Below are 26,197 nucleotides of genomic sequence, written 5' to 3' on the forward strand. Positions count from 1 at the left end.
CGGGCGGCCGTCGTTACTTTCGGACAGCAGCCGGACCGATCATGTTAGGACTCCGAAGTGGCAAGCTCTCCCGTCCCCGCGGCTTCAGCTACGAGCCGCGGTTCTACGACCCTGATGCCGACGCCCGCCGGAAGCGGCAGCTCCAGTTCGTCCGTCCCAGCGAGCGCCGCCAGCGCAAGACGAAGCAGCCCCAGTTCGTGGCCGTTGGCCTCGGGCTGGCGCTCGCGTTCTACCTCTACCTCCACATCGGAGACATCGTCGAGCGCGTGACCGCGTTCGGCGGGTGGTTCTTCGGATAGGCCCCCGATGCTCACGCCCGACGCCGCCACCGACGGGCTGATCCAGGCCCTGCCCGACACGCTCGCGAGCAAGATCGCGGCGGGCGAGGTCGTGCAGCGGCCGGCGAACGCGCTCAAGGAACTGATCGAGAACGCCCTCGACGCGGGGGCCGGCTCGGTCGACGTCGTCCTCAAGCGGGCCGGGAGCGAGCTGATCCAGGTGACCGACGACGGCTGCGGCATGGGCCCGGCCGACGCCGTCGCCAGCTTCGGTCGCCACGCGACCAGCAAGCTCCGCCGGTTCGAGGACCTCGAGCGGCTTCGCACGCTCGGGTTCCGAGGCGAGGCCCTTGCGTCGATCGCGTCCGTGGCGCAGGTCGAGCTCAAGACCCGGCGACGCGGCGACGAGGCCGCCGTCTGCGTCCGCGTCGACGGCGGGGACCTCGAGGACGTGACCCCGTGCGCGGCCCCGGTCGGGACGTGCGTCGCCGTCAAGAACTTGTTCTTCAACGTGCCGGCGCGGCGGGCCTTCCTGAAGAGCCCGGCGACGGAGTTCAAGCACCTCGTCGAGGCCTTCCAGGCGCTCGCCCTGTCTCACCCGTCGGTCGCGTTCTCGCTCGTCCACGACGACAACGAGGTGTGGCGGCTGCCGGCCAGCGACGGACCGGACGCCCTCGCGGACCGGCTCGACGCGCTCGCGGGCGGGGGGCTCGTCGGCAAGCTCGTCGAGGTGGAGGAGACCACGAGCTACCTCTCGGTCTCCGGTCTGGTGGCGTCGCCGGACCGCGCGCGGAAGAGCCGCGGCGAGCAGTACGTGTTCATCAACGGCCGCTTCGTCAAGAGCCGCCAGCTCGACCACGCCGTCGCCGGGGCGTACGGCGCGCTCCTCCCCGAGCGCCAGCATGCCCTCTACGCCCTGTTCCTCGACGTCGACCCGCGGCACGTCGACGTCAACGTCCACCCGACCAAGACGGAGGTCAAGTTCGACGACGACCGGGGCGTGTACAGCTTCGTCAAGGCCGTCGTGAAGCGGTCGCTGGCGGAGGGCGGCCTCGGGCTGGCGTTCGATCCGCGGGCTCGTCGCGTCGGGCCAGCCCCGCCCGCCTCGGGCGTGGAGTCGGTCGGGCCGGGTACCGAGGCGGAAGGGGTGGACCGGCCGTCGTTCGCTCCGCCGCCCGCGCCGTCCAACGGCGACGGCGCCTCGCACTCGCACGTCCCGCCCTCGGCGCCGACGTTCCGGCTCGAGGCCGGCTCGGGCCCCGACGCGATGCCGCCGCTGCCCGACGCCCCGGTGCGGCCCACCGACCATACGGACGAACCGCGCGTGCCGGCTCCGCCGCCCGTGGTGCCGGAGGCGCCGGTCGGCCCGATCCCGTCCCGCCTCGGGCCGGCGCCCGAGGGCGTCGACGACCTCGAGCTGGACGACGACCCCGACCGCACGTTCTGGCAGCTCCACGGCCGCTATCTCCTGTCGCCCGTCCGCTCCGGCCTCCTGGTCGTCGACCAGCGGGCGGCGCACGAGCGGATCCTCTACGAGCGCGCCCTCTCGACGATGGCGAGCGGGATGGCCGCCAGCCAGCAGCTCCTGTTCCCCTTCACCGTCGACCTCGGGCCGGCCGACCGCGAGCTGCTGGCCGAGATCCTGTCCGACCTCGGCGCGCTGGGGTTCGAGATGGAGTTCAAGGAGGGCAAGCCGATCCTCGTTCGCGGCGTCCCGGCCGACGTCACGCTCGGCGACGAGCGCGAGGTCCTGGACGACCTCCTCGCCCAGTTCCGCCGCAACCGGCGGAGCCTCCGGCTCTCCGCCCGCGAGAACCTCGCCCGCAGCATGGCCGCCCGGAGCGCGATCCGCCCCGGCCACGTCCTCGGCCCCACCGAGGCGCGCCTCCTCGTCGACCAACTCTTCGGCTGCGACGACCCGTTCAGCGACCCGGCCGGCCGCCCGACGATGACGCGGGTGACGATGGAGGAGGTCGAGCGCCGCTTCCGGCCGCGGTGACCTTCGCCACGCGCGTCCGCGACGGGCTCCGCGCGTGCGGCGTCGGCCCGTCCGACCGCGTGCTCGTCGCCGTCAGTGGGGGGCTCGATTCGGTCACGCTCCTGCGGACGCTCTCCGGCCTCGGCCAGCCCCTCGTGGCCTGCCACGTCGACCACCAGCTGCGACCAGGGAGCGAAGAGGACGGCGCGTTCGTCGCCACGCTGGCGGCCGACCTTGGTGTGCTGGTAGAGCGCGTCGCGGTGGAGGTGCCGCCTGGGAACGTGCAGGCGGAGGCCCGCCGAGTGCGCTACGCCGCGCTCGCGGAGGCGGCCCGGCAGCACGCTTGCCCCTTCGTCGCCACGGGCCACACGGCCGACGATCAAGCCGAGACGGTCCTCGCGGCTCTCGTCCGCGGCGCCGGGTTGCGGGGCCTCGCCGGCGTGCCACCGGCTCGACCGCTGGGGGAGGGCACGATGCTGGTTCGACCGATGCTCGACCTGCGTCGCGCAGAGGTCGAGGTCGAGGCCCGCGCGCAGGGCTGGACGTGGCGGGACGACCCCTCGAACGCGAGCAAGGTCTACTCGCGGAACTGGCTCCGGCACAACGTGATGCCGTTGTTGGAATCCATGGGAGGCCAGGAGGTCGCGAGTCGGATTGCCGCGTCGGCCGACGCGGCGAGGGCCGCGGGGGATCTGGTGCGACTCTGGCTCGAAGGGGCCAGCGACGGCCCCGACCGGCTCCGCCTCGACGCGCTGGCAGACCTCTCCGAGGCCGCGCGAGCGCTCGTTCTGGCAGAAGCCGTCGCGGCCTGGGCGCCCTCCGTGTCACGCTCCCGACCCCTCCTCGAGCGGCTCGCCCGGCTGCCCGAGGCGCAGGTGGGGACGAGGGTCGACGCCGCCGGCCTTCGCGTGTGGCGCGAGGCGGACGCCCTCCGCTTCGACCCCGAGCCGGGCATCGGACCCGGTGGGTCGCTCGTGGTCACCCCGCTGCGCGCGGTGCCCGCCTCGTTCAGCGCCGATCCACTCGAAGAGATCGTCGACGCCGACGCCGTTGCGGGGGCCGTCGAGACGCGGCGCTGGCGCGACGGGGACCGAATCCGGCCGCTCGGGCTCCACGGGAGTCAGCTCGTCTCGGACCTGCTGCGGGATCGCGGCGTGCCACGGGCCGACCGCGACCGCGTGCCGGTCGTCCTCGTGGGCGGGGACGTCGCGTGGGTCGTGGGGCACCGGCTGGCGGCATTCGCCGCGGTCCGCCCGGACACCACCCGGGCGGTCCGGTGGACATGGCGCGCCGACGGCGAGGGGCGGTAGCTTCCGTCTCGCACCCGGTCTCCTGATGCCCGAACTCGCCGCCGCCCCCGACGCCGTCACCTGCCGCGGGGAGCGGTTCAAGCTCTACCTGAGCGAGGAGCAGATCCAGTCGCGGATCCGCGAGCTCGGTGAGCAGATCGCGGCCGACTACGCCGACGTCGGGATCCCCATCCTCATCGGCGTGCTCAACGGCGCGTTCATGTTCACCGCCGACCTCATGCGCGCCATCCCGGCCGACTCCGAGGTCGACTTCTACAAGCTCTCGAGCTACGGCGAGCGGAAGGTGTCGAGCGGCCAGGTGACCGAGCTCAAAAACGTCGACGCGAAGCTGGAGGGTCGGCACGTCATCGTGGTGGAGGACATCGTCGACACCGGGCTGTCGATGAAGTACGTCCTCGACCAGATCGAGGCGCTGAACCCGGCGTCGCTCCGGTCAGCCACGCTCCTTCGCAAGCCCGAGGCGGCCAAGGTCGAGGTCGACGTGGACTACGTCGGGTTCGACATCGACAACCTGTTCGTCATCGGCTACGGGCTCGACTACGGCCAGCTCGCCCGCAACCTCCGGGCGATCTACATCCTGGACGAGGAGGCCTGAGACGCAGGGGGCGGTCGCTGAGACAGCCCTTCCGCTAGAGATCAAACCGGACGACGACCTGCGAGCGGAGGCCCGTCGGTTGCCCATCGACCACCGGCGGGACGAAGCGCATCTCTCGGACGATCTCCTCGGCCAGCCCGTCGAGGCCGCCGCCGAGCGGCTGCGGCACGGCGGTGCGGACGACGCGGCCCGAGTCGTCGGTCTGGAACAGCACGAGCACGTCGCCCTCGATGCGCCCGACGGTCGCCCACCGCGGATACTCGGCCTCGTCGAGCCGTCGGCGGACGACGTCGGGGTTGGCGAGGCGGCCGAAGTCGAAGCCGGGTAGGAACGCGACGGCCCCGTCCGACGGCGCCACGGGCGTGCGGATGGTTTGGGGATCGGCGCGGGGCGGCGTGGGGGGCGTGCGGTCGGCGCGGAGGGCCTGGAGCTCGAGGGCGAGCCGGTCGCGCTCGGCGAGGAGCGCCTCGCGTTCGGTCTGCGTCTGGACCAGCTCGTCGAGGAGGGTCTGGCGGTCGCCGAGGTCGGGGGCGCCGGGCTGCGAGCGGCGGAGGGCCTCGAACGCCTCGCGCTCGGCGGCGAGGGCGGCCCGGTCGGCGTCGAGGAGGGCGCGGTCGCGGGCCAGGGCGGCGCGCTCCGCGGCGAGGTCGTTCTGGGTGAGCGGGGCGGGCGGGCGGTCGGCGAGGAGGCGCGTCCGCTCCTCGAGCCACTCGGTCCGCTCTGCGCGGAGCGCGTCCGCCTCGACGGCAGCGGCGTCGCGGGCGAGGTACGCGTCGTCGCGCTGCTGGTAGGCCACGTCGCGGTCGGCGTAGGCCCGGTCGCGTGCGGCGACGGCGTCAGCCAGCTGGCGACGGGCGTCGGCGAGGGCGGCCTCGGCGGCCGGCATTCGATCCCGGCGATCAGATTGTTCGGCCCGGAGAAGGTCCATCGTCCGGTCCCGCAACTGGAGCTCGGCGCGGAGGCGGTCGACCGTGGCGCGGAGGTCGCGTACCTCGTCGGAGGCGCGGCCGGACCGCGCGGCGCGGGCCTCGGTCACCTCGGTGCGCTGGCGGAGGGCCCCGAACTCCGCCGCGAGGCGGTCGCGCTCGGCCTGGGCCCGCGCGAGGGCGGTCGCCAACTGGTCCCGTTCCAGAACGAGCCGGTCCCGCTCTTGGGCCACGTCGGCCAGGGCGCGTTGGGCGGCCGCCGTCTGTGCGGACCACGTCGAGGTCCGAGGCGAGGGGGACCGGCGTGCGGCGTCGCGCTCGGCTTCGAGACGGTCGCGCTCTCCGGCCAGACGCTGGCGGTCGGCGACGAGACGGCTGAGCTCGCTCCGGAGTCGGGCGACCTCGGCGGTCCCTGGGGCGTCGCCCGAGCGCGCGGTGGCGCGAGGGCCGGACGTGCGCGTCACCCGTCGCTGGGTGGGGGATGGGCGGCGTCCTCGGCCCATTTGGTCATCGGCCACGGTGAGACGGGCGACGCCCTGTGCGCGGCGGCCTCCGCTCGGCTCGTACCGCACGTACGCCGAGGTGGGGCCGGCCAACGAGAGGATCGGCTCGCGCGAGACTAGGCGGACGCTCCGCCCGCCGGCGGCGAAGTACAGCCCGTCGCCGTCGAACTGGCCAGCCCGGCGGGCGCCCGCGAACGGCCGCTCCGACACCGTGTACGTGCCGTCGCCCGGCACGCCGATCGTGAGGACGCCGAACGGGTCCTGAGCGATCGGCCCGCTGGAGGTTGCCACGAGGGCGCCGCCGATGGAGAGGACCGGGTCGACGAGACGGAACGAGGTCTGCGCCGAGGCCATCGAGGCCGAGGCGAGAAGAGAGAGTACGAGGAGGGTCCGCATGAGCAGGGGAGAGGCCGGTCGGCTCGGAGACAGCGCCGCACCGGAGCGCCGTGGGGGCTCTACAGTCGGCGCCGATGCAACGCCACCGTGACCGTTTCGGTCCGCATCATGCGATCGCGACAGGCGAAGCCTCAGCCCCGGTCGCGGTCGCTGTAGAACCGCTTGAGCCGGACCGGGTCGGCTCCGAGGAGCCACGCGGCCCAGAGGCCCGCGTTCCGGAGCTGCTGACGGACTGCCCCGTGCCGCTCGAACCGCCGCGCGGACGTCTCGACTTCGGCGTCGAGGAAGACGAACCGGCCGTGACGGCGGAGGGCGCGGACGGCGTCGAGGTCCTCGAAGATCGGCTGGTCCGGGAAGCCGCCGACGGCCGCGAACGCCTCGCGCCTCGCGAACAGCGCCCGGTCGCCGAAGGCGAAGCGGTGCCATCGCATCCAGAACCGAGCGCTCCACGCCCGCATGGCCCTACGGCCGAGGGGGCCGAACCGCGCGCCGTCGAGGGCGAACGCCGTCCGGAAACAGCCCGCAACGACGGTCGGGGCGGCCAGCGCGTGGCGGACGGCGTCGAGCGCGCCGGGCGGAAGCCGCGTGTCGGCGTGGAGGAACAGGAAGGCGTCGCCCGTGGCGGCCGCGGCGCCGTCGTTCATCTGCCGCGCTCGGCCCCGCGCGCCGCGGAGGATTCGGGCCTCCGGCAGCGCTCGTAGGGCCGCCTCGGCCGTCCCGTCGTCGGAGTCCCCTAGGGCCACGAGGACCTCCCACGGTCCCGCCTGCCGGACCACCGAGGCGAGCGTCTCCTCAATCCGCTCGGCCTCGTTCCAGGCCGGGACGATCACCGAGATGCGGGACGCCGGAGGGGCGGAATCGGCGTCGACGTCCGAATCGGCGTCCCCCATCCCCGATGCCGCGTCCCGCATCCCGCTACCAGTACATCAGCTTCATGCAGAAGACCGAGCCGCCGGACTTCAGGAACTCGCTCGTGTCGAGCTCGACGGGCTCGTAGCCGCCGGCCCGGAGGAGGTCGTTCGTCGTCGCGCTGCCGGCTTGGATCAGGACGTGCTCGCCGTCGGGAGAGTGCGCGTTGCAGGCGAACCGCTCACGGGCGTCGTCTTCCGGCGCCTCGATGGTCCGCCGGAAGTGGGCCTTGATCGCGGCGATCCCCTCGTCCGTGAACGCACCCGGGTAGTAGAGCGCCGTCTCCTCGTCGATCGGGCAGAGGCAGGTGTCGAGGTGGTAGAAGTCGGGGTCGGTCAGCTCGAGGGCGATGACGGGGAAGCCGAGCTTCTCGGCGAAGCGCTCGTAGACCTGGCGGTCGGTGCGGTAGCCGTAGCCGCCCCAGAGGAGGTAGCGGCCGGGGTGCCAGATCGCGTCGCCCATCCCCTCGAAGTCGCCGGGCAGGTCGGGGTCGAGCCCCTGGACCTCGTAGCCGACGCTGCCGAAGAACCGTTCGTAGTGCTCGACCTCCGGCTTCCGCTGCGCCGCGTGCATCCGGCTGAGGACGACCCCGAGCTCGCCGCCCGGCGTCTGGTACGGGAGCGACTGGTTGGCGCAGAACACCATGTCCGGGAGGTCCGGGATGCCCGCGAGCACGTTGACTTCCATCCCGAGGCGCTCGTACGTGTCCTTGAGCGCGTCCCACTGCCGACGCGCGATCGACGGGTCCACATCGCCGACGTTGCCGGCCATGTGCGGGTTGATGACATACTCGACGCGGAAGTGGTCGGGTGAGGTCAGGAGGACCCGGCCGGGGCGGGGGATCGGCGGGAGCGCGTCGATGGAGAAGTCGGCGGACATGGGCAGGAGAGGAGGAGCCCGAAGGTAGCCTGGTACTCGCCCGACCCGTCCTCTCAGCGGACCACCGTCAGCGTCCGGCTGATGACCCGACCGGCCGCCTCGGCACGGGCGACGTAGACGCCGGCCGGGAGGCCCGCGACGCCCACGGGGAGGCGGTGGGCGCCGGCCGCCAGCGGGCCGCGGTGGAGCGTCGCGACCTCGCGGCCGAGCACGTCGTGGAGCGTCACCGAAGCGTCACCGGCGCGGTCGAGCGACAGCGTCAGCGTCGTCCGGCCCAGGGCGGGGTTCGGCGCGGCGCGGAGGCTCAGGCCGGCGCGGCTGGCGTCCTCCTCACCTGCCGTCGCGAGGTCGACCTCCGCCCGCCACCCCTCGTACACGCCGTCCGGGTTGAACCCGTAGCCGACGATGACGGAGCCGTCCTCCGAGATCGAGGTGGCAAGGACGAGGATCCACCCCTCGAGGTCGAGCCCGTAGTCCTCCTCGAGGAGTGGTTGGAGCAGCCGCATCCCCTCGTCCTGGGTCCAGACGAACGCCTCGTAGTACCCGCCGACGTTGAGGACGCCCCCGACGACGACGCTGCCGTCCGCCGAGGTCGCGACGGCCCGGGAATCGCGCGCGCGGACCCGGCCGCCGTCGAGCAGGCCGAGCCCGACCATGCCCTGCTCCTCGGTCCAGCGAAAGGCCTCCCAGACGTTGTCCTCCGTCACCGACGAACCGACGATCACGCGGCCGTCCGGGGACGACCCGTCCGCCCGGCCCAGCCCCATGTTCCCCAGCGACCCCAGGGGGACGGCATCCCCGCCCTCGATCCACCGGACGGCACGGCTCCTCCCGTTCTCGTCCTCGGCCGCGCCGAACACGACGCGGCCGTCGCCGGATACGCCCGTGGCCGCCGCGTTTGGACCTCCGAGCGTCCCGAGGTCGACCATCCCGGTCTCTGCGGACCAACGGAAGGCCCGGGGCTGCGTCGCGCCCTCAGGCCACGCCCCCCCGACCACCACGGCGCCGTCGTCGGAGGTGGCCTCCGCGTAGGTGGCCACGCCGCCGAAGGTGCCGAGGTCGACGAGGCCGCCGGTCGGCGTCCACCGGAAGGCGCTCTGCCGGCCGTCGTAGAGGCCACGGCCGACGATGACCCGGCCGTCGGGCGAGACGTCGTTGGCGTGCGAGAGGGCCCAGCCGGTGGTGTCCGTCCCGAAGTCCTGAGCGATCGCGTCTTGGAGGAAGCGGAGGCCGGCCGTCGGCGTCCAGATCTGGGCGCGGTCCTCATCGAGGGTGGTGAGCCCTTCGCCGTGGCCGACGATCACGGCGCCGCCGTTCGAGGTGCTCTGGGCGAGGGTCTGCGAGTTCTCCGGCAGGAGACCGAGCCCGTCGAAAGATTGCGCGTGGGGGGCGGCGGTGAGGAGGAGCGACGCGAGGAGGAGCGAACGGGACATCGGCATCGGGGTGGCGGGATGGGATCGACCGGTGGGTCAATCAACGACATCCCCATTGCGAGCGGCAAGGCGCGCTCACGGACCCTTCCCAAACGAGCCGCGGCCCCTCCTCAGGCGAGGAGGGGCCGCGACCGGGGGGCGGACGCCCGAGGTTAGCGGCCGCCGGCCCGGTGGGTGGCGTGTGCGTCGGCGAGGAAGGCCTGGGTCAGGTAGCCCTCGACGCGGACGCCGTCGCCCTCGGCTTCGACCTCGACGCGGTCGAGCACGTCGAGCGCCGACGGCTGGTCCTTCATTCCGATCCGCGCGGCCGAGATGCCGCCGCGGACGACGTCGGCCACGTCGTCGGTGCTCGCCTCGGGCTTCGTCTGGAGGAAGGCGCGGACGGGGATGCCGTCGCCCTCGAAGTTCATCGACACGACGAACCCGTCGGCGGCGCGGGCGGCCATCGCCGACGGCGGGGCGTCGTCGGGGACCTGGAGGCCGGCGCGGTCGAACCCGCGAGCGACAAACCACGCGCCGTCGGGGAAGGCGACGCGGTCGAAGAGGGCTTGGAGTTCGGCGTCGGCCGGGCCAGCGGTCGTGCCGAGGCGGCGGATCATGTCGGCGAGCGTGGCCTCGTCGCCGGCCAGGACCATCTCGTCGTTGGCGAGGGCGAACCCGCCGCGCTCGCCGTCCTCGCTCGTCGTGAGGTAGACCGGGACGCCGTCGATCTCCGACACCTCGAACGTGACGTCGGTCTGGTCGGAGACGTACTGTTCGATCCGCTCGCGGTCGAATCGGCCGTAGGCGACGAACGCCGCCCGCTTTGGCTGGCCCTCGCGGGCGGCGACGTAGACGCGGTCGAGGTCCTCGTTCGGGTCGAACCCGGTGAGGCGCATGAACTCCTCGAAGTCCTCGGAGCCGGTGCCGCTGACCATCCCGAGGCCGGTGCCGCCGAGCGCAGCCGAGAGGGCCTGGCTGTCGCGGGCCTCGGCGAGGTTGGTCATGCCGTAGACGTCGGCGTCCGCTGGCAGGACCGCCAACGCGTCGGTCGTCTGGGCCGACGACCCGATGCCCGGCGCGGCGACGGTGTCGGTGCAGCCGGTGGCGACGAGTGCGAGCCCGGCGGCGAGGAGGGCGCCGAACGTGCCGAGAAGCGCGATGCGTGCCGTTCGGGAGGGGGCGGTAATCATGGCTAGTAGTCTTTGCGCGAGAAGAGGACGAACGCGAGCCCGTAGCAGGCCGCGCCGAACGCGAGCGACGACAACAGGGGATACAGGGGGCCTACGTCCCCTCCCGTCGCGAGTTGCGGGACCATCGTCGTGCCGACGTTCCCGAACTTGGGCAAGAGGTGGTAGGCCCCCACGACGATGGGGCGCCACGTCCGGTTGATCTGCGTCGGCAGCTCCGGGACGGCGAGGACGAGCGTGACGAATCCGAGGCCGAGCGTGACGATGAGCGATAGCGGCGCGCTCCCGCTCCACACGCCGACGAGCGTGACCACACTGTAGACGACGGCGAACATCCCGAACACAACGGGGATCGCGAGCAGGAAGCGCGGGCTCCAGATGCCCGTCTTGATCGACATGACCAGCCAGACCGCCCCGAAGAGGTACGTCAAGAGGGCGAGCATGACGACCATGACCGCCAGCAGGCGTCCGCCCAGCACCGACGACCGGGACAGCGGCTTCGTGAGAACGACGTCGGCGGTGCCGCGCTCGGTGAGCGACGCGATGAGGCCGCCGGTCGCGAACAGGGCGAGCAAGATGCCGATCCAGTACGCCGCTCCGGAGACGAACGCCTGGGCCGTGAACACGACGCTCTCCAAGAGGGTGTCGCCGTTGAACGGGAGGTCGGTGCCGTCCGTCCGCGGGTTCCCCTCGTCGTCGAGGATCGCGTTGCCGTCCTCGTCGAGGAGGGGCTGCCCCGGTTCGATGGGCTCCTCGATCGCCTCCTGGCCGAACAGGCGGGCGCCGGCGAGCGAGCCGTCGACCACGTCGAGCTGGAGCGCGAACGCGAGGGCGATCCAGACGACCGTCGCCACGACGAACAGGCCGACGACGACCTTCCGGGCGCGGAGCTCGCGGAGCGTGAGGAGAATCAGACCGGTCATGCGTCGGCGGGTCGGTCGGCCTCGGCGCCGAGGGGGGGCGTGTCGGAGACGGCCTCGACGAAGAGATCCTCCAGCGACTGACGGGCCGGCTCGACCGCTTCGACCTCGACGCCGTCGGCGCGGAGCCGGTCGAGCGCGGCGTTCAACGCCGTGCGGTCCGGCAGCGTCGCCGTCGAGCGGACGAGCCCGTCGGGGTGCGTGGCGCCCTCGACCGCGAGCACGCCGTCGAGGGCGTCGCGGGTGGCGGAGGGCAGGGGAGAGGTCACGAGCCGCCACGCCCGGTCCCGGCGCGTGAGTTCGTCGACCGTGCCCATCCGGATCCGCTCGCCGTCTTTGAGGATGGCGACGCGCGTGCAGACCAGCTCGACCTCGCTCAGGAGGTGCGAGTTGAGGAAGACCGTCACGCCGTCGGCGCGGAGCCCCTCGATGAGGGTCCGGATCTCGCGCCGGCCGACGGGGTCGACGCCGTCAGTCGGCTCGTCCAAGAACACGATCCGCGGCCGGTTCATGAGCGCCTGGGCGAGGCCGAGCCGCTGGAGCATCCCCTTCGAGAACGTGCCCACCGGCCGGTCCTCGGCCCCCCCGAGACGAACCCGGTCGAGGAGGTCGGCCGAGCGGGTGGCCCGGTCCGCGGCGTCCACGCCGGACATGCGAGCGAACAGGTCGAGCGTGTCGCGGGCCGAGAGGAACGGGGGAAAGCGGTGGCCCTCCGGGAGGTAGCCGGCGACGCGCCGCGCGTCGGGGTCGGAGACGGGCCGGCCGAACAGCGAGGCCTCGCCCATGCTCGGCCGCGCGAGGCCGAGGAGGAGCTTGACCAGCGTCGTCTTGCCGGCGCCGTTGGGTCCGAGGAGCCCAAACGTCTCGCCGGGCGCGATCTCGAGGTCGAGCGGCTTCAGCGCCTCGACGGGCCGCCGGCCGCCGTAGGTCTTGCCGAGGCCGGCGGTGTGGATGGCGAGGTCGGACATGGGGCGCGGCTACGAGCGGTCGCCGTCGAGGTTACGGGCGCAGGCCCAGCCGCCGGGCCCGCCGCCCGCCCCGACTCGACGCCGAGGCGGGCGGACCTGTGACTCCCTACGCCCCGGCCGCCGCGCCCAGCGTGTCGTCGTCGGCATCGCCCGCCTCGACATCGCCCGCCTCGGCGTCGCCGCCGAGCGACTTGACGTAGACCGTCCGACGGGGGAACGGAATCTCGATGCCGCGCTCGTCGAACCGCTTCTTGACGAGCTGGCGGAGGTCCCGCTCGGCCGGGAACTGCTCGCCCGGTTTGACCTGGACGATGATCCGCGCCGTCACCGCCGAGTCGCCGAGGTCGAGGAGCGCCTGGACCTGCGGGGCCTCCTCGACCATCACCTCCTTCGCGTGGTCCGTCTCGGCCCACTCGCGGGCGACGTCCTCCAAGACGGGGAGCGCCTGGGCCACGTCCTGCTCGTAGCTGAGGCCGACGTTGACGATGGCGCGGGCGAACCCGATGGACTTGTTGCCGAACGTCCGGAGCTCGCCGGCCGGGATCATCAGGAGCTCACCGTCGAACTTCCGCACCTTGATGAGCCGGAGCCCGACGTACTCGACCGTCCCGACGTCCTGGCCGAACCGGATGAGGTCGCCGTTGCCGAGCGTGTCGTCGAAGAGGAGGAAGAAGCCCGAGATCACGTCCTTGACGAGCGTCTGGGCGCCGAACCCGATGGCCAGGCCCGCGATGCCCGCGCCGGCGAGGAGCCCCCGGATGTCCATCCCGACGATGGGGAGGACCGCGAGCGCCGCGACGGTCCAGATCACGTAGCGCGCGACGGACCCGAGCAGGTCGGCCGTGGTGAGCACGCGCTGGCGGCGCTTGTCGGTCGTCGAGTCGGACTGGACGGAGGCGACCCACCGAGTCTTGATCCGCTTGACGACGGCGATGGCGAGGAGGGCCAGCGCGATCGTGATGAAGACCCCCCAGGCCTTGTCCGCGACCGTCAGCCAAAACGCCTCGTCGAGGAGCGTGGCGCCGAGCGCGCGAGCGTCGTCGAGCGTGGGGCCGGTCGCGACGACCGTGTCCACGGCGACGGTGTCGGGCGGAGCGGAGGCGTTCGGGGTGAGCTGCATGTCAGAGCGAGTCGGGAGGTTCGGGGTGGTACGGCGCGCGGGGGAGCTGGGTGTTGCGCACGAGCGTCGTCACGCGGAGGCCGGTGGTGACCACGACCGCCACGCCGAGAGCGGCCGCCTCGGGGAGGTCGAAGGCGGTCAGCGCCAGGAACGCGGCGCTCCCCAGCAAGGCGGCGGTGGCGTAGAACCCCTTGTAGAGCACGGCCGGCATCTCTCGCACGAGGACGTCGCGGATGACGCCGCCGCCGACGGCCGTCAGCGTTCCGGTGAGCAAGACCCCGAGGGGGCCGAGCCCCGCGTCGAGTCCCTTCGACGCGCCCAGGGCCGCGAAGAGCCCGAGGCCGACGGCGTCGGCCAGCATCACGCGGTTCCAGCGGGCGGCGATGCGTGGGGCCGCCACGAGCACGGCGGCGGCCCCCGCGAGGCAGACGAGGACGTAGCGCTCGTCGCGGAGCGACGCCGCCGGCGTCACCCCCAGTAGGAGGTCGCGGACGATCCCGCCCCCGATGCCGGTCAGCGCCGCCAGGACGGCGACGCCGAGCCAGTCGAGCCGGAGGCGGACCGCCTTGAAGGCCCCCGAGAGGGCGAACACGAACGTGCCGGCGAGGTCGAGGGCGTCGAGCACCCGCGCCGTCAGGAGTCGAGCGCGGCGAGGCCGGGGAGCGTCTTGCCCTCCATGAACTCGAGCATCGCGCCGCCACCCGTCGAGACGTGTGTGACGGCGTCGGCGAGGCCGGCCTGGTTGAGCGCCGCCACCGAGTCGCCACCGCCGACGACCGTGAGGGCGTCGTGCTCCCGCGTCGCCTCGGCGAGCGCCTCGGCGACGGCGAGCGTGCCGCCGGCGAACGGCTCCATCTCGAACACGCCCATCGGCCCGTTCCAGATCACCGTCCGCGCGCCCCCGACGAGGTCGGCGTACGCCTTCCGCGTCTGGGGGCCGATGTCGAGGCCCAAGAACCCGTCCGGCACGTCGCCGTCGACGACCTTCGTCTCGGCGTCCGCCGCGAAACGGTCGCCCACGACGTGGTCGGTGGGGAGGACGATCGTGTCTCGGAACTGGTCGTAGAGCCGGAACGCCTCGTCCTTCCGGTCCTCCTCGACGAGCGAGTCGCCGGTCGTCCGGCCGAGGCCGGCGAGGAACGTGTAGGCCATCGCGCCCCCGATCAGGAGGTGGTCCACCTTCGGCGCGAGCGCCTGGATCACCCCGATCTTGTCGGACACCTTCGCGCCGCCGAGGACGGCGACGAACGGCCGGTCGGGCTCGTCGAGCGCCTTCGTCAGGAAGTCGACCTCGGTCGCGAGGAGCTTCCCGGCCGCGTGGGGCAGGTGCTCGGCCACGCCGGCCGTCGAGGCGTGCGCGCGGTGGACCGAGCCGAACGCGTCCGACACGAACACGTCGCCGAGGCGGGCCAGCTGGCGGGCGAGGTCGGCGTCGTTCGCCGTCTCGCCCGGCAGGAACCGCGTGTTCTCGAGGAGCACGACGGCGCCCTCTGGCGCCCCGTCGACACACGCCTGGGCCGCGTCGCCGACGGTCTCCTCACAGAACACCACGTCCGCCTCGGTGAGCCGGTCGAGGTACTCGGCGACGGGGCGCAGCGAGTACTGCGGGTCGGGCGCGCCCTTCGGGCGGCCCAGGTGGGACATCAGGACCGGCGTCCCGCCCGCATCCAGGATGGCCTGGATGGTGGGGAGCGCGGCCTGGATCCGCGTGTCGTCGGTGATCGTGCCGCCGTCCATCGGCACGTTGAAGTCGACCCGGACCAGCACGCGCTGGCCCTTCAGGTCGAGGTCGGAGAGGGTGTTCATGGGGAGGGATGGGGGGTGTGACAGGGATGGAGGGATGGAGGAACGTCGTCGCGTCCCTCCATCCCGCATGCCCTATCCCTCCATAAGCTTCTTGACGAGGTCGACCGTCCGGTTCGCGTAGCCCCACTCGTTGTCGTACCAGCCGACGACCTTGACCATGGTGCCATCGGTCATGGTCGAGGGCGAGTCGAGGATACAGGAGTGCGGGTTGTGGACGATGTCGATCGAGACGAGCGGCGCCGTAGAGTACTCGAGGATGCCCTGGAGCGGGCCATCCGCCGCGTCCTGGAACGCCTGGTTGACCTCCTCGACCGTGACCTCGCGGTCGACGATGGCCGTGAAGTCGGTGAGCGAGCCGTCCGGTGTCGGGACGCGGAGGGCGAACCCGTCGAGCTTGCCCTGGAGCTCGGGGAGCACGAGGCCGACGGCCTTGGCCGCGCCCGTCGTCGTCGGGATGATCGAGAGGGCGGCGGCGCGGGCCCGGCGGAGGTCCTTGTGCGGGGCGTCCTGGATCCGCTGGTCGGCCGTGTAGGCGTGGACCGTCGTCATGAAGCCCTTCTGGACGCCGAACGCGTCGTCGAGGACCTTGACCATCGGGGCCAGGCAGTTCGTCGTGCAGCTCGCGTTCGAGACAATCGTCTCGTCGCCCGTGAGGGTGTCGTCGTTGACGCCGAGGACGACCGTCTTGACGCCGCCCTTGGCCGGGGCCGAGATGACGACCTTCTTGGCGCCGCCCTCGATGTGCTTCCCGGCGCTCTCGGCGTCGGTGAACCGGCCGGTCGACTCGACGACGACCTCGCAGCCGAGGTCGCCCCACGGAAGCTGGGCCGGGTCCTTCTCCGAGAGGACCTTGAACCGGTCGCCGTTGACGACGAGCTCGTCGCCCTCGGCCGAGACGTCGCCCGGGAAGACGCCGTGGACCGAGTCGTACTTGAAGAGGTGCGCGAGCGTCTCGGCGTCGGTCAGGTCGTTGACGGCGACGATGTCGAAGTCGGTGTCGCCGCGCTCGAGGATGGAGCGGAAGACGAGCCGGCCGATCCGGCCGAAGCCGTTGATGCCAATCTTGATGGCCATGAGGGGGAGTGGGGTCGGGGAGAGGGAGGGCGGACGGTAGCGAGGGTACAGGGTGCGAACCGCTTCCGGTCCAGCCCGTCCGGTGAAATCGTCTGAAAGAGGGCGTCGGTCGGGATCCGCACCGTCGTCTCGCCCCGCTCTTCACGGCGCCTCCGGTTCGCGGCCCGCTACCTTTCGCGGTTCGCGGCGTCGGCCGCGTTTTTCAGATCCCCCGATCTCCCCCGATGGCCCAGATCAACCCGCCGAAGCCGCTCACGACGTCGCGTCCGAACGACCTCCGTGAGGACAACCTCACGACCGCCGCCTCGCGAGGCTCGGAGTTCTTCGAGGACCACCGCAACACCGTCATCGGGGTCATCGCCGGCCTCGTCGTCCTCGCCCTCGCCATCATCGGCTGGCGGACGTGGCAGGACCGCCGCTCGGCCGAGGGCCAGCAGCTCTTGGGTGCCATCCTCAACGAGTACAACGCGGGCAACTACCAGGCGGCCCTCGACGGGACCGACGCGGCCCCGGGCCTGCTCGAGATCGCCGACGAGTACGGCTCGACCAACACCGGCGAGCAGGCCACGTTCTTCGCCGCCGACGCGCTCTACCAGCTCGGCGACTACGACCGGGCCCTCGAGTACTTCGAGGACTACGACGGCGACGGGCTCATGGCGGCCAGCGCCATCGCCGGCCGGGCCGCCATCGCCGAGCAGCAGGGCGACAACGCCCGCGCCGCCGGCCTCTACGAAGACGCCGCGGGCGAGTACGACTCGCCGGCCTCGACCCCCGGCTACCTCCTCGACGCGGCCCGCAACTTCGCCGCCGCCGGCGACACCGAGGCGGCCACGGCCGCGCTCCAGCGCGTGATCGACGACTGGGAGGGCACGCCGGAGGTCCGCACGGCGCAGACCGAGCTCGGCCAGGTCCAGGCCATGGCGACGGCCACGGGCCAGCCGACGGGTGGCGTCAACGCCGCGCCGATTGCGCCCGACACGACCGCCGCATCCGGTGCCGCCGAGGCGGCCGTCGTCGGCGACGAGGGCACCACGATCGCCGTTCCGGCGGACGCCCCGGACGCCGACGGCCAGTAGGCCCGCCTCGGTCGCGCGCCGGCCCGACCCCGGAGTGGCGCGCCGGCCCTGGGCAACGAGGGAGAGCGGGCCGCGTTAGCTTCGGCCCGCCCCTCTCCCGACCCGCATGCCCACCGTCCTCATCGCCGACGACGAGCCCGCCATCCGGCGGACGCTCCGTGAGATCCTGGAGTTCGAGGGCTACGGGGTCGAGGAGGCCGCCGACGGCGACGAGGCGCTCGACAAGGCCCGTGAGGGCGTCGACCTCGTCCTCCTCGACATCAAGATGCCGAAGCGGGACGGCATGGAGGTCCTGCAGGCGCTCCACGACGCGGAGTCGACGGTCCCCGTCGTCATGATCTCGGGGCACGGGACGGTCGAGACGGCCGTCGAGGCGACCCAACTCGGCGCGGTCGACTTCCTTGAGAAGCCCCCGGACCTCAACCGGCTCCTCGTGACCGTCCGCGGCGCGCTCGACCGCGGCCAGCTCCAGGTCGAGAACACGCGGCTCAAGCAGGTCGTCCGCGACCAGTCCGGCGCCAGCGACCTCACGCCGATCGTGGGCGACAGCCCGGCCATCGCGCGGATCCAGCAGACGGTCGCGCGCGTGGCGCCGAGCGAGGCGCGCGTGCTCATCACGGGCGAGCCCGGCACCGGCAAGGAGCTCGTCGCCCGCCACCTCCACGCGCAGAGCAGCCGCGCCGACGGGCCGCTCGTCGAGGTCAACTGCGCTGCGATCCCGTCGGAGCTCATCGAGTCCGAGCTGTTTGGCCACGAGAAGGGCGCGTTCACGGGCGCGACCAAGCAGCGGATCGGCAAGTTCGAGCAGGCCGATGGCGGGACGCTGTTCCTGGACGAGATCGGGGACATGAGCCTCGACGCGCAGGCCAAGGTGCTGCGGGCCTTGCAGGAGAGCCGGATCACGCGCGTCGGTGGCGACCGGTCGATCCCGGTCGACGTCCGCGTCGTGGCGGCGACCAACCGGGACCTCCTCCAGCGGGTCGACGAGAACCGGTTCCGCGAGGACCTCTACCACCGGATCTCCGTCATCCTCGTCCACGTCCCGCCGCTCCGCGAGCGTCGCGGCGACATCCCGGGCATCGCCGAGTTCATCCTCGGCCAGGTCATGCGCCGCAACGGGATGGAGGGCAAGTCGTTCTCCGACGACGCGCTCGACGCACTCCGCCGGCAGGAGTGGCGCGGCAACGTCCGCGAGCTCCGGAACGTGGTCGAGCGCCTGCTCATCCTGTCCGACGGCGACCAGATCTCGGCCGAGGACGTGGACCGCTACGTCGTCCCCGGCGGCGCGTCCGGCGCGCCGGTTGGACTCATCGACCGCTACGACACCCTGTTCGAGTTCCGCGACCAGGCCGAAAAGCTGTTCATCGAGCGGAAGCTGGACGAGAACGACTGGAACGTCTCGCACACGGCCGAACTCATCGGCATCCAGCGCTCGCACCTCTACAACAAGCTGAAGGACCTCGGGATCGAGAGGCCGGAGTGATGGAGGGGTCCGGCATGCGGGATGGAGGGATGGAGGAGGGGGGCGCCAGCGCGACGGACGGAGTCCCCGCATCCCGCGTGGCCCGTCCCCTGTCCCTCTCTCCCATCCTCAGCGCCCGCGGCCTCGGCAAGGCGTACCCGACGGCGACCGGCGCGCTCCGGGTCCTCGACGGGCTCGACGTCGACGTCTACCCCGGCGAGCTGGTGGCCGTCGTGGGGGAGAGCGGGACGGGGAAGAGCACGCTGCTCCACCTCCTCGGCGCGCTCGACCGGCCGACGGAGGGGACCGTGACGTACCGTGGCGAGGACGTCTTCGCCAAGGGCGACGAGGCGCTCGCGGCGTTCCGGAACCGGGCCATCGGGTTCGTCTTCCAGTTCCACCACCTGCTTCCCGAGTTCAACGCGCTGGAGAACGTGTCGATGCCGGCCCTCATCGCAGGCGGGACGTTCCAGACGGCCGACGGCCGCGCTCGCCAGCTCCTCCAGATGCTCGGCCTCGGCGACCGGCTGGACCACCGGCCAAGCCAGCTCTCCGGCGGCGAGCAGCAACGCGTGGCCGTCGCCCGAGCGCTCATGAACGAGCCTGGCCTCGTGCTCATGGACGAGCCCTCGGGCAACCTCGACACGAAGACGGCCGAGAAGCTGCACGACGAACTGCTCCGCCTGACGCGCGACGCCGACCAGGCGTTCGTCGTCGTCACCCACAACCCGGCGCTGGCGGCCCTCGCCGACCGGGTCCTCCGCCTCGAAGGCGGCCGGCTCGTCGACGACCGCGAGTCCCCCCACGAACGGCCCGAGGCGCACGAGGAGGGCGTCGAATCGGCGTCGGACGGGCGGAATCCCTGACCCCGCGGCGTTCGTAGATCGACTCCCGCACCCGCCCTCGCCATGACCGAGACGCTCGCCCTCCCGACCCTGCCCTCCGAGATCGAACGCGTCGGCTTCGTGCGTGAGGACATCGACCCGACGCTCGACCTGTTCGACGAGATCGAGCGGTTGAAGGAGGAGAAGAACGCCGTCCTCCTCGCTCACTACTACCAGGAGGGCGACATCCAGGACATCGCCGACTACATCGGCGACTCGCTCGGGCTGGCCCGCGAGGCGGCCGAGACCGACGCCGACGTGATCGTGTTCGCGGGCGTCCACTTCATGGCGGAGACGGCCAAGATCCTGAACCCCGAGAAGACAGTCCTCCTGCCGGACCTCCACGCCGGCTGCTCGCTCGCCGACTCGTGCCCGCCGGACGAGTTCGCGGCCTTCCGAGCGGAGCACCCGGACCACATCGTCATTTCCTACATCAACTGCTCGGCGGCGATCAAGGCGCAGACGGACATCATCTGCACGTCGTCGAACGCCGAGCACATCGTCCGCCAGATCCCCGAGGACCAGCCGATCATCTTCGCGCCGGACCGGAACCTGGGTCGGTGGCTCATCAAGGAGACGGGCCGGGACATGGTGCTGTGGGAGGGCGCCTGCATCGTCCACGAGATTTTTTCGGAGCAGAAGCTGGCGCGCCTGAAGGGCCGCTACCCCGGCGCGCCGGTCCTCGCCCATCCCGAGTGCGAGGAGCCCGTCCTCCGGCTGGCCGACCACGTCGGGAGCACGTCGTCGATCCGCCGGTTCGCCGCCGAGAGCGACGCCGACACGTTCATCGTGGCGACGGAGTCAGGCATCCTGCACCAGATGCAGAAGGACAATCCGGGCAAGACGTTCATCGCCGCGCCGCCGGACAACGGGTGCGCCTGCAACGACTGCCCGCACATGAAGCTGAACACGATCGAGAAGCTGTACCTCTGCCTCAAGCATGAGGCGCCGGTCCTCGAGATGGACGAGGCGGTCCGCGTCGCCGCGCTCAAGCCCATCGAGCGGATGCTCGAGATGAGCCGGGGCGTCAAGTAGCTCCTCCGGCCCGGCACCGAGGCGGGCCGGGTCAGCCGCCGAAGCGGAGGCCGACGAGCGGCTCGAAGCGGCGCTCGACGAGGAAGCGGCGGGGCCCATCGGCGTAGGCGCCGCCGTCATCGGCGGTCAGGAGGCGGTAGCCGTAGCGCGAGCGGACGAACACGAGGCCGCGGTTGCCCACCGGAACGCGGATGTCGAGGACGAGCGCGTTGACGGCGCCGAGGTCCTGGATGAGGTCGAAGACGCCGCGGAAGTCCTGCCGCTCCAGTCCGAACTCGACGCGGCCGTCGTTCGGGAGCCGGCCGGCGACCCGAACCCCGAACCCGCTCGCCCGCTCGTCGCCGATGTGGCGACGGAAGTGGCCGAGGATCTCGGCCCGCCCGAACGCCACGACCCGGCCGTCGAGCACGACGTCGACGCCCGCCGAGAGGCTGTCGAGCGGCGTCCCCGCCAGCGCGTCGGGGGTGGTCGCACTGAAGAAGGTCCGGTCGTCGACGATCCGCTCGTCGCCGTTCGAGACCGCGTAGAACGGGCCGACGTGGCCCGGGACGAACCCCGCCGACGACACGAACACGCCGGCCCGGAGCCGCGCCCGCGCCGCGTCGCCGATGTTGGAGGCGCCGACCTCGGCGCCCGCGCCGACCGTCCCGCCCCGCCCGAGGTACTGCGCGTGGGTCAGGAACGGCCGGACGAGGATCGGGCCGAGGCCGCCGTAGGCGCCCTTCAGCGTCACCTCGACGCCGGTGAGCGACGAGTCGCCGCTCAGCCCCGACCGACCGAGGTCGTGGACGCCGCCGACCGTGAGCGAGAGGTCCCGGACGGGGCCGAGACGGGCGCCCGTCCGCACGCCGACCTCCCCGCCGACGACGCCGTCGAGGCGGAGGACGTCGTCGGCGAAGCCGGCCACGCGGAGGCCGCCGCGCTCGATGGCCGCCTCGGCGCCGATCGCCCGCTCGTCCCACGCCGTCGTCGTCCGGTACCGGCTGACGAGCGCGCCGACGCCGAGCGAGACGCGGTTCGTGGGCCCCAGGCGGGCGTAGGTCCGGTCCCCCGTGGTCGCGTTCCAGCGGACGTAGCGGATCGCACGGGCGAGGTCGTAGAGCTCGTCGTCCTCCGGCCCGTAGAGCCCTCCGTCGCCCGAGTGGATCGTCTGCCCGACCCCGACGCTGAGCCTGCCGAGGTTGGCCTCTAGGTCCAGGCGCGCGGCGGCCCGCCAGTCGTCGGGGAGGTAGGCCGGCCCGAAGAGGGCGCCGACGAGGATGCGATCGTCGGGGCGGAGCGCGGTGCCGAGCTCGAGCGGGTCGTCGGCCGAGCCGAACGCGAGCGGCTGCGCGAGGGCGCCGCCGGCTACGACGAGGACGAGAGCGGGGAGGAGGGCGAGGCGCACGGCAACGGATCGGGCCTGCCAAGCTAGCCCTGCCCGACGGCAGAACCTCCCGCACCCGACCGGGTAGGGAGAGGACCCGCCACCCCATGTCCGACGACCGTCTGCCCCTGTTCCCGCTCGGCATCGTGCTCCTCCCCGGGGAGCCGGTCCCGCTCCACATCTTCGAGCCCCGCTACAAGGAGATGGTCCGCGTCTGCATCGACGACGACCGGCCCTTCGGGATCGTCTACGCCTCGGAGCAGAGCCTGGCGCAGGTCGGGTGCACGGCGCGGATCGAACGCGTCGCCGCGCGCTACGACGACGGGCGGCTCGACATCGTCGCCGTCGGCGAGCAGCGGTTCCGGGTCGACGAGATCCACCGGGACCTCGCGTACCTCTCGGCCGAAGTCGAGGCCGTCGAGGACGACGCCCCAGACGATGACGTCGGCGCGCGGCAGGCGGCGATCGCCCGCCACATGAAGCTGCTCGAGATGGCAGGCGAGGAGCCCAAGCCCCACCGCTACGACCAGTCGCTGCCGGTCTCGTTCGTCATCGGCCGGAACGCCGGGCTCGACCTCGCCGACAAGCAGCGGCTCCTCGAGATGGACTCCGAGGCCGATCGGATCCGGTACCTCTCCGACCACCTCGGCGCGCTGCTCGTCCGCCTCGAGAAGGCCCGCGAGTTCCGCGACCTCGCCCGCGGCGACGGCCACGCCGACGGGATGCCCGACCTCGGAGACATGGAGTGATCAGGCGAGGTGCGATCGGGGGATGGGAGGTCGGGACGCTCGCGCCCACCGACCCGAGCGTTCTCGACGCCCTCGCCGACGCCGGACCCCCTCTCCCGATCTGAAAGCGCCCGCCCCGCAACCGACCCCTTCCCCGATGGACCTCGCCGGCTACCAGATCGACCTCGTGGAGGCGGGGCGCGTCCGCCTCGACGGCGGCGCCATGTTCGGGATCGTGCCGAAGCCGCTCTGGGAACGCCGAATCCCGCCGGACGACCGGAACCGGATCCCGCTCGCCATGCGCTGCCTCCTCCTCCGGGGCCACGACCGGACGATCCTCGTCGACACCGGAGTGGGCGACAAGGGCGACGCGAAGTTCGAGGACATCTACGGCGTCGACCACGAGCACTCGACGCTCCTCGGCTCGCTTGAGGCGCTCGGCGTTGCGCCCGAGGACGTGACGGACGTGCTCCTCACCCACCTCCACTTCGACCACGCCGGGGGGGCCACGCGGCGCACCGAGGCGGGCGACCTCGTGCTCACGTTCCCCGAGGCGGCCCACCACGTCCAGGCCGACCATTGGCGCTGGGCGCACGCCAGCCCACGCGAGTCGGCGTCGTTCCTCTCGGATAACCTCGACCCGCTGGAGGCCTCGGGGCGGCTCCACCTCTTGGAACCGACCGACTCGCCGTTCGAGAACGTCACCCTTCCTGTCGTGAACGGCCATACGCGGGGCCAGCAACTCGCTCAGGTCAGTGACGGGGAACGGACGCTCCTCTTTGCCGGTGACCTCGTCCCGACGGCCGCGCACGTGCCGCTCCTCTGGGTGATGGCGTACGACGTGGAGCCGCTCGAGACGATCGAGGAGAAACGGCGGCTCTTGGCATCCGCAGCACGCGAGGGGTGGACCCTCGTGTTCGAACACGATCCGGTGATCGCTACCGCGCGGGTGGTCGAGACCGAGAAGGGGTTTCGGACGACAGACGAGAGCGAGGGCCTCCACTAAGGCGGGGTTTAGTCGCGCGGGTGGGGGACGATACCGGGGGCGAATCCTGTCGCCCCGCGCGACGCCCTGCGAAACAGCGGGGCGCGCCCCGCCCCATGCTCTCCCCGACGCCGGCCGTCCGCGCCGCCATCTCAGGCCTCGTCGTCGTGACGGTGATCGCCGTCGTCGGCGCCGCGCTGCACCTCCAGGGGATCCAGTCGCAGGCGGCCGACGCGCTCGCGGCCTCACTCGGGACCAAGGCTGGGACGGTCGCCACCGCGCTCCAGACGTCGGGCCCTCGCGTCGGCCTCGCCACCTTCGCTACCCCCGAGCAGCCCGGAGCGCTCGTCATGTACGACCGGGCCGGCCGCGTCGTCGAGGCCACCGACGCCGAAGTCGGCGCCCTGGCGGACTGGTTCCGGACGGTCGACGCGCTGCCCGGCACGGTGGCCGTCGTCGACACGGAGGCCGGGGCCTACGCGCTCGCCGCGTCGTCCCTCCCCGGCGGGGGAAGGCTCGTCGCCGTCGCCCCGACGCCGGACCATCTCCCCGATGGCGAGCTCCTGCGGACCGTCGTCGCGGCGGTGGCCCTGTGGGGCCTGCTCGTCGGCGTGTTCATCGTGATGACGTGGTACACCGGCCCACGGACGGCGAACCAACTCGCGCTCCTCGGCGAGCGGATGGCGCAGGGCGACGCCGACGGTGACGCGCTCATCCGTCACTCGGCCGTCTGGCTCGGCGCGCTCGCCGAGGCCTTCCAGCCTGTCGCCGACCGATTCCGGCAGCTCCGGCTCCACGCCCGCGACGTCGACCAGCACGTGGCGGCGCTCTACCAGATCAACCCGCACTACGTGGTCCTGTGCACCCAGGACGGCGAGATCGTCGAGGCCAACCCGGCGTTCTACGCCGTGACCGGGCTGCCCATCGCCGCCGTCCGTGGCGGGAGGATCGAGGCGCTCCAGGAGACGTTCCCCATCGGGCCCCTCATGGAGCTGGGCAAGCGCTCCCTGAAGGAGGCCAGCGCGATCACCGGGATCGAGTATGCCATCATCGACCGCGACGACGAGACGCGGCCCGTCGAGGTCTCGCTCCGCGGGTTCACCCTGGACGGCCGGCCGATGGTGCTCTTCCAGGCCACCGACCAGTCGCGCCAGAAGACGCTCGAGCGCCGCGTGAACGCCTTCAGCGACACCCTCGACCTGATGGTGGACCAGCGCGTGCACCAGCTCACGGCCGGGCAGCAGACGCTCAAGCGGGTCCTCGACGCGGCCGGCGTGATCGTCGCCTCGTTCGACGCGGGCGGGGCCACGAGCCGGTGGAGCGGCGGCGCCGTCGCGCTCACGGGCCAGCCCCTCAGCGCCGTCCCCCATTTCGCCGCCGCGACGCAGGTTCTCGGCCTCAGCCCGACCGAGCGGACGGCGTTCACGCAGTGGTTCTGGAGCCTGTCGCAGGAGCCGTTCGTCGGCCGCCACGGCGTCATCGGGCGGGACGGGGCGACGCGGACCCGGCAGATCATCTGGCAGCGCGTCGATGCCGACATGGCCGGCCGGTCGGATCTCCGGACGCTGATCGGGGTCGAGGTGCCGGCCTATGTCGAGATGCCGGCGTACGGTGGCGACGGGGACGCCCGGTCGCTCCGCCTCGGCGTCTAGGCGGGACCCCCCAGGGATCGAGGCGCGTAGGGCCGGCTCCCCGCCTCCTGCGCGCTGTGCCGTCCGCTCTCCTCGTCCATCCCGACGCCGACCAGTGGCTCGGCCAATTTTCGGGTCTCGACACCGACGTGACGACGGCCGCGACGGCCAAGGAGGCCCGGGCCTACCTCGCCGGAACCGCGTTCGACATCATCTTCGTGGGGCCGGGTGTGGAGGGGGCCGAGGCCATCGGCGCGCTCCGCGACGTGCTGGGCCTCTCGACCCAGATCCGGTCGGTTGGAGGCCCGGACGAGGTGGCCCACTGGTTGGCCGAGGAAGGCGAGGTCGCCCGTGGGGGGGAGGACCTCGTCGCGACGCTGAACGCCCTGCGCGGGGAGCTGGGACGCGTCGCCCACGCGCTCAACAACCCGCTCGCCGTCATCGCTGGCAACGCGCAGCTCGGACTGGAGATGGCCCGAGCGACGGGAGCCGACGAGTCGGTGACGGAGGCGCTCGAGACGATCGGGACCGCCGCGGGGGAGCTGGAGCGGCTGTTCTCCGAGATCAGCGGGCTCCGGGCGCGCGTCGACCGGGCGTTGAGGGGCTAGGGCCACGTCCGGGAGGGCCGGACGGATGGTCCCCGCGAGCGGCGCCTCGGCGTCCAACGGACCGCTGAGACGGAACGCCGAGGTACCGGATCTGGGGCTTAAGGCTGTCGAGGGCGGGCCGATACCGGTGGCGTCACGGCGTCCGCGCCTCCCCCAAG

Annotated in this window: 24 protein-coding genes; 12 read left to right on the forward strand and 12 right to left on the reverse strand. The window is 72.5% G+C overall.

Annotated elements, in window-relative coordinates; all coding sequences use genetic code 11:
- Positions 1-41: 41 nt before the first annotated feature.
- The 4 genes from BSZ37_RS12320 to hpt are packed head-to-tail and all read left to right on the forward strand — an operon-like array spanning position 42 to position 4,161.
- Positions 42-299 (forward strand): hypothetical protein, encoded by a 258-nt coding sequence (locus tag BSZ37_RS12320; protein WP_095510835.1) that lies wholly within the window; start codon positions 42-44, stop codon positions 297-299.
- Positions 300-306: 7 nt separating this feature from the next.
- Positions 307-2,277, forward strand: a complete 1,971-nt coding sequence (gene mutL, locus BSZ37_RS12325) for a DNA mismatch repair endonuclease MutL (RefSeq protein WP_095510836.1) — start codon at positions 307-309, stop codon at positions 2,275-2,277.
- Positions 2,274-3,566 carry a tRNA lysidine(34) synthetase TilS gene (tilS, locus tag BSZ37_RS22040; protein WP_179299611.1) on the forward strand — a complete coding sequence of 431 codons (1,293 nt, stop codon included), beginning with the start codon at positions 2,274-2,276 and terminating at the stop codon, positions 3,564-3,566. Before mutL ends, tilS begins: the two co-directional genes overlap by 4 nt.
- Positions 3,567-3,591: 25 nt before the next feature.
- Complete coding sequence (hpt, locus tag BSZ37_RS12340) at positions 3,592-4,161, forward strand: hypoxanthine phosphoribosyltransferase (protein ID WP_095510838.1); 570 nt, start codon at positions 3,592-3,594, stop codon at positions 4,159-4,161.
- A 34-nt stretch (positions 4,162-4,195) separates the two neighbouring features.
- Here hpt and BSZ37_RS12345 read toward each other — a convergent pair whose 3' ends face one another.
- The 11 genes from BSZ37_RS12345 to gap form a co-directional block, all read right to left on the reverse strand.
- Positions 4,196-5,986, reverse strand: coding sequence for a TonB family protein (locus tag BSZ37_RS12345; RefSeq protein WP_095510839.1), 1,791 nt, complete (start codon positions 5,984-5,986; stop codon positions 4,196-4,198).
- A gap of 131 nt (positions 5,987-6,117) precedes the next feature.
- On the reverse strand, positions 6,118-6,897 hold the full coding sequence (locus BSZ37_RS12350) for a TIGR04283 family arsenosugar biosynthesis glycosyltransferase (RefSeq protein ID WP_218830494.1): 780 nt from the start codon (positions 6,895-6,897) through the stop codon (positions 6,118-6,120).
- A 4-nt stretch (positions 6,898-6,901) separates the two neighbouring features.
- Entirely contained in the window at positions 6,902-7,774 is an 873-nt protein-coding gene (locus tag BSZ37_RS12355) for a dimethylarginine dimethylaminohydrolase family protein (RefSeq protein ID WP_095510840.1), read from the reverse strand.
- Between the two features lie 53 nt (positions 7,775-7,827).
- A complete protein-coding gene (locus BSZ37_RS12360) occupies positions 7,828-9,207 on the reverse strand; it encodes a T9SS type A sorting domain-containing protein (protein ID WP_179299612.1) in 1,380 nt (459 codons plus the stop codon).
- A gap of 152 nt (positions 9,208-9,359) precedes the next feature.
- The gene (locus BSZ37_RS12365) at positions 9,360-10,379 is read right to left on the reverse strand and encodes a hypothetical protein (RefSeq protein ID WP_095510842.1); all 1,020 of its coding nucleotides are present in this window, start codon (positions 10,377-10,379) and stop codon (positions 9,360-9,362) included.
- A 2-nt stretch (positions 10,380-10,381) separates the two neighbouring features.
- Positions 10,382-11,299, reverse strand: coding sequence for an ABC transporter permease (locus tag BSZ37_RS12370; protein ID WP_095510843.1), 918 nt, complete (start codon positions 11,297-11,299; stop codon positions 10,382-10,384).
- Positions 11,296-12,264, reverse strand: a complete 969-nt coding sequence (locus BSZ37_RS12375; protein ID WP_095510844.1) for an ABC transporter ATP-binding protein — start codon at positions 12,262-12,264, stop codon at positions 11,296-11,298. Before BSZ37_RS12375 ends, BSZ37_RS12370 begins: the two co-directional genes overlap by 4 nt.
- Before the next feature lie 106 nt (positions 12,265-12,370).
- Positions 12,371-13,384 (reverse strand): mechanosensitive ion channel family protein, encoded by a 1,014-nt coding sequence (locus tag BSZ37_RS12380; protein WP_095510845.1) that lies wholly within the window; start codon positions 13,382-13,384, stop codon positions 12,371-12,373.
- Position 13,385: 1 nt separating this feature from the next.
- Positions 13,386-14,009, reverse strand: a complete 624-nt coding sequence (locus BSZ37_RS22045) for a trimeric intracellular cation channel family protein (protein ID WP_179299613.1) — start codon at positions 14,007-14,009, stop codon at positions 13,386-13,388.
- An 8-nt stretch (positions 14,010-14,017) separates the two neighbouring features.
- Positions 14,018-15,190 carry a phosphoglycerate kinase gene (locus tag BSZ37_RS12395; protein ID WP_095510846.1) on the reverse strand — a complete coding sequence of 391 codons (1,173 nt, stop codon included), beginning with the start codon at positions 15,188-15,190 and terminating at the stop codon, positions 14,018-14,020.
- Positions 15,191-15,262: 72 nt separating this feature from the next.
- Positions 15,263-16,264, reverse strand: a complete 1,002-nt coding sequence (gap, locus tag BSZ37_RS12400) for a type I glyceraldehyde-3-phosphate dehydrogenase (protein WP_095510847.1) — start codon at positions 16,262-16,264, stop codon at positions 15,263-15,265.
- Between the two features lie 224 nt (positions 16,265-16,488).
- On the opposite strand from gap, the gene BSZ37_RS12405 reads away from it, so the two are divergent.
- The 4 genes from BSZ37_RS12405 to nadA all read left to right on the forward strand — a co-directional run bounded on the left by BSZ37_RS12405 (position 16,489) and on the right by nadA (position 20,721).
- Positions 16,489-17,340, forward strand: a complete 852-nt coding sequence (locus BSZ37_RS12405; RefSeq protein ID WP_095510848.1) for a tetratricopeptide repeat protein — start codon at positions 16,489-16,491, stop codon at positions 17,338-17,340.
- A gap of 106 nt (positions 17,341-17,446) precedes the next feature.
- Positions 17,447-18,823, forward strand: coding sequence for a sigma-54-dependent transcriptional regulator (locus BSZ37_RS12410; RefSeq protein ID WP_095510849.1), 1,377 nt, complete (start codon positions 17,447-17,449; stop codon positions 18,821-18,823).
- 29 nt (positions 18,824-18,852) lie between these two features.
- On the forward strand, positions 18,853-19,668 hold the full coding sequence (locus BSZ37_RS12415) for an ATP-binding cassette domain-containing protein (protein WP_095512389.1): 816 nt from the start codon (positions 18,853-18,855) through the stop codon (positions 19,666-19,668).
- A gap of 42 nt (positions 19,669-19,710) precedes the next feature.
- Complete coding sequence (nadA, locus tag BSZ37_RS12420) at positions 19,711-20,721, forward strand: quinolinate synthase NadA (protein ID WP_095510850.1); 1,011 nt, start codon at positions 19,711-19,713, stop codon at positions 20,719-20,721.
- Between the two features lie 31 nt (positions 20,722-20,752).
- Here the strand turns inward: nadA and BSZ37_RS12425 are convergent, their stop codons facing one another.
- Positions 20,753-22,108 (reverse strand): hypothetical protein, encoded by a 1,356-nt coding sequence (locus BSZ37_RS12425; protein WP_095510851.1) that lies wholly within the window; start codon positions 22,106-22,108, stop codon positions 20,753-20,755.
- Positions 22,109-22,194: 86 nt separating this feature from the next.
- Here BSZ37_RS12425 and BSZ37_RS12430 point away from each other — a divergent pair, with 86 nt between their 5' ends.
- The 4 genes from BSZ37_RS12430 (at position 22,195) to BSZ37_RS12445 (ending at position 26,039) form a co-directional block, all read left to right on the forward strand.
- The gene (locus BSZ37_RS12430) at positions 22,195-22,836 is read left to right on the forward strand and encodes an LON peptidase substrate-binding domain-containing protein (protein WP_095510852.1); all 642 of its coding nucleotides are present in this window, start codon (positions 22,195-22,197) and stop codon (positions 22,834-22,836) included.
- Positions 22,837-22,972: 136 nt separating this feature from the next.
- Positions 22,973-23,821, forward strand: coding sequence for an MBL fold metallo-hydrolase (locus BSZ37_RS12435; RefSeq protein WP_095510853.1), 849 nt, complete (start codon positions 22,973-22,975; stop codon positions 23,819-23,821).
- A gap of 95 nt (positions 23,822-23,916) precedes the next feature.
- Positions 23,917-25,452 (forward strand): PAS domain-containing protein, encoded by a 1,536-nt coding sequence (locus BSZ37_RS12440; protein ID WP_095510854.1) that lies wholly within the window; start codon positions 23,917-23,919, stop codon positions 25,450-25,452.
- 56 nt (positions 25,453-25,508) lie between these two features.
- Positions 25,509-26,039 carry a histidine kinase dimerization/phospho-acceptor domain-containing protein gene (locus BSZ37_RS12445; protein ID WP_095510855.1) on the forward strand — a complete coding sequence of 177 codons (531 nt, stop codon included), beginning with the start codon at positions 25,509-25,511 and terminating at the stop codon, positions 26,037-26,039.
- Positions 26,040-26,197 lie beyond the last annotated feature (158 nt).

Origin of the sequence: Rubrivirga marina, from assembly GCF_002283365.1 — a bacterium.
Lineage (GTDB): Bacteria > Bacteroidota > Rhodothermia > Rhodothermales > Rubricoccaceae > Rubrivirga > Rubrivirga marina.

Excerpts from the sequence above, each read along its gene's own strand:
- BSZ37_RS12415 (WP_095512389.1), top strand. The coding sequence starts at position 18,853 with ATGGAGGAGGGGGGCGCCAGCGCGACGGACGGAGTCCCCGCATCCCGC.
- BSZ37_RS12345 (WP_095510839.1), bottom strand. The coding sequence starts at position 5,986 with ATGCGGACCCTCCTCGTACTCTCTCTTCTCGCCTCGGCCTCGATGGCC.
- BSZ37_RS12320 (WP_095510835.1), top strand. The coding sequence starts at position 42 with ATGTTAGGACTCCGAAGTGGCAAGCTCTCCCGTCCCCGCGGCTTCAGC.
- BSZ37_RS12440 (WP_095510854.1), top strand. The coding sequence starts at position 23,917 with ATGCTCTCCCCGACGCCGGCCGTCCGCGCCGCCATCTCAGGCCTCGTC.
- nadA (WP_095510850.1), top strand. The coding sequence starts at position 19,711 with ATGACCGAGACGCTCGCCCTCCCGACCCTGCCCTCCGAGATCGAACGC.
- BSZ37_RS12350 (WP_218830494.1), bottom strand. The coding sequence starts at position 6,897 with ATGCGGGACGCGGCATCGGGGATGGGGGACGCCGATTCGGACGTCGAC.
- gap (WP_095510847.1), bottom strand. The coding sequence starts at position 16,264 with ATGGCCATCAAGATTGGCATCAACGGCTTCGGCCGGATCGGCCGGCTC.
- BSZ37_RS12380 (WP_095510845.1), bottom strand. The coding sequence starts at position 13,384 with ATGCAGCTCACCCCGAACGCCTCCGCTCCGCCCGACACCGTCGCCGTG.
- BSZ37_RS12365 (WP_095510842.1), bottom strand. The coding sequence starts at position 10,379 with ATGATTACCGCCCCCTCCCGAACGGCACGCATCGCGCTTCTCGGCACG.
- BSZ37_RS12435 (WP_095510853.1), top strand. The coding sequence starts at position 22,973 with ATGGACCTCGCCGGCTACCAGATCGACCTCGTGGAGGCGGGGCGCGTC.
- BSZ37_RS12405 (WP_095510848.1), top strand. The coding sequence starts at position 16,489 with ATGGCCCAGATCAACCCGCCGAAGCCGCTCACGACGTCGCGTCCGAAC.
- BSZ37_RS12375 (WP_095510844.1), bottom strand. The coding sequence starts at position 12,264 with ATGTCCGACCTCGCCATCCACACCGCCGGCCTCGGCAAGACCTACGGC.
- BSZ37_RS12360 (WP_179299612.1), bottom strand. The coding sequence starts at position 9,207 with ATGTCCCGTTCGCTCCTCCTCGCGTCGCTCCTCCTCACCGCCGCCCCC.
- BSZ37_RS12410 (WP_095510849.1), top strand. The coding sequence starts at position 17,447 with ATGCCCACCGTCCTCATCGCCGACGACGAGCCCGCCATCCGGCGGACG.
- mutL (WP_095510836.1), top strand. The coding sequence starts at position 307 with ATGCTCACGCCCGACGCCGCCACCGACGGGCTGATCCAGGCCCTGCCC.
- BSZ37_RS12395 (WP_095510846.1), bottom strand. The coding sequence starts at position 15,190 with ATGAACACCCTCTCCGACCTCGACCTGAAGGGCCAGCGCGTGCTGGTC.
- BSZ37_RS12370 (WP_095510843.1), bottom strand. The coding sequence starts at position 11,299 with ATGACCGGTCTGATTCTCCTCACGCTCCGCGAGCTCCGCGCCCGGAAG.
- hpt (WP_095510838.1), top strand. The coding sequence starts at position 3,592 with ATGCCCGAACTCGCCGCCGCCCCCGACGCCGTCACCTGCCGCGGGGAG.
- BSZ37_RS12430 (WP_095510852.1), top strand. The coding sequence starts at position 22,195 with ATGTCCGACGACCGTCTGCCCCTGTTCCCGCTCGGCATCGTGCTCCTC.
- BSZ37_RS12355 (WP_095510840.1), bottom strand. The coding sequence starts at position 7,774 with ATGTCCGCCGACTTCTCCATCGACGCGCTCCCGCCGATCCCCCGCCCC.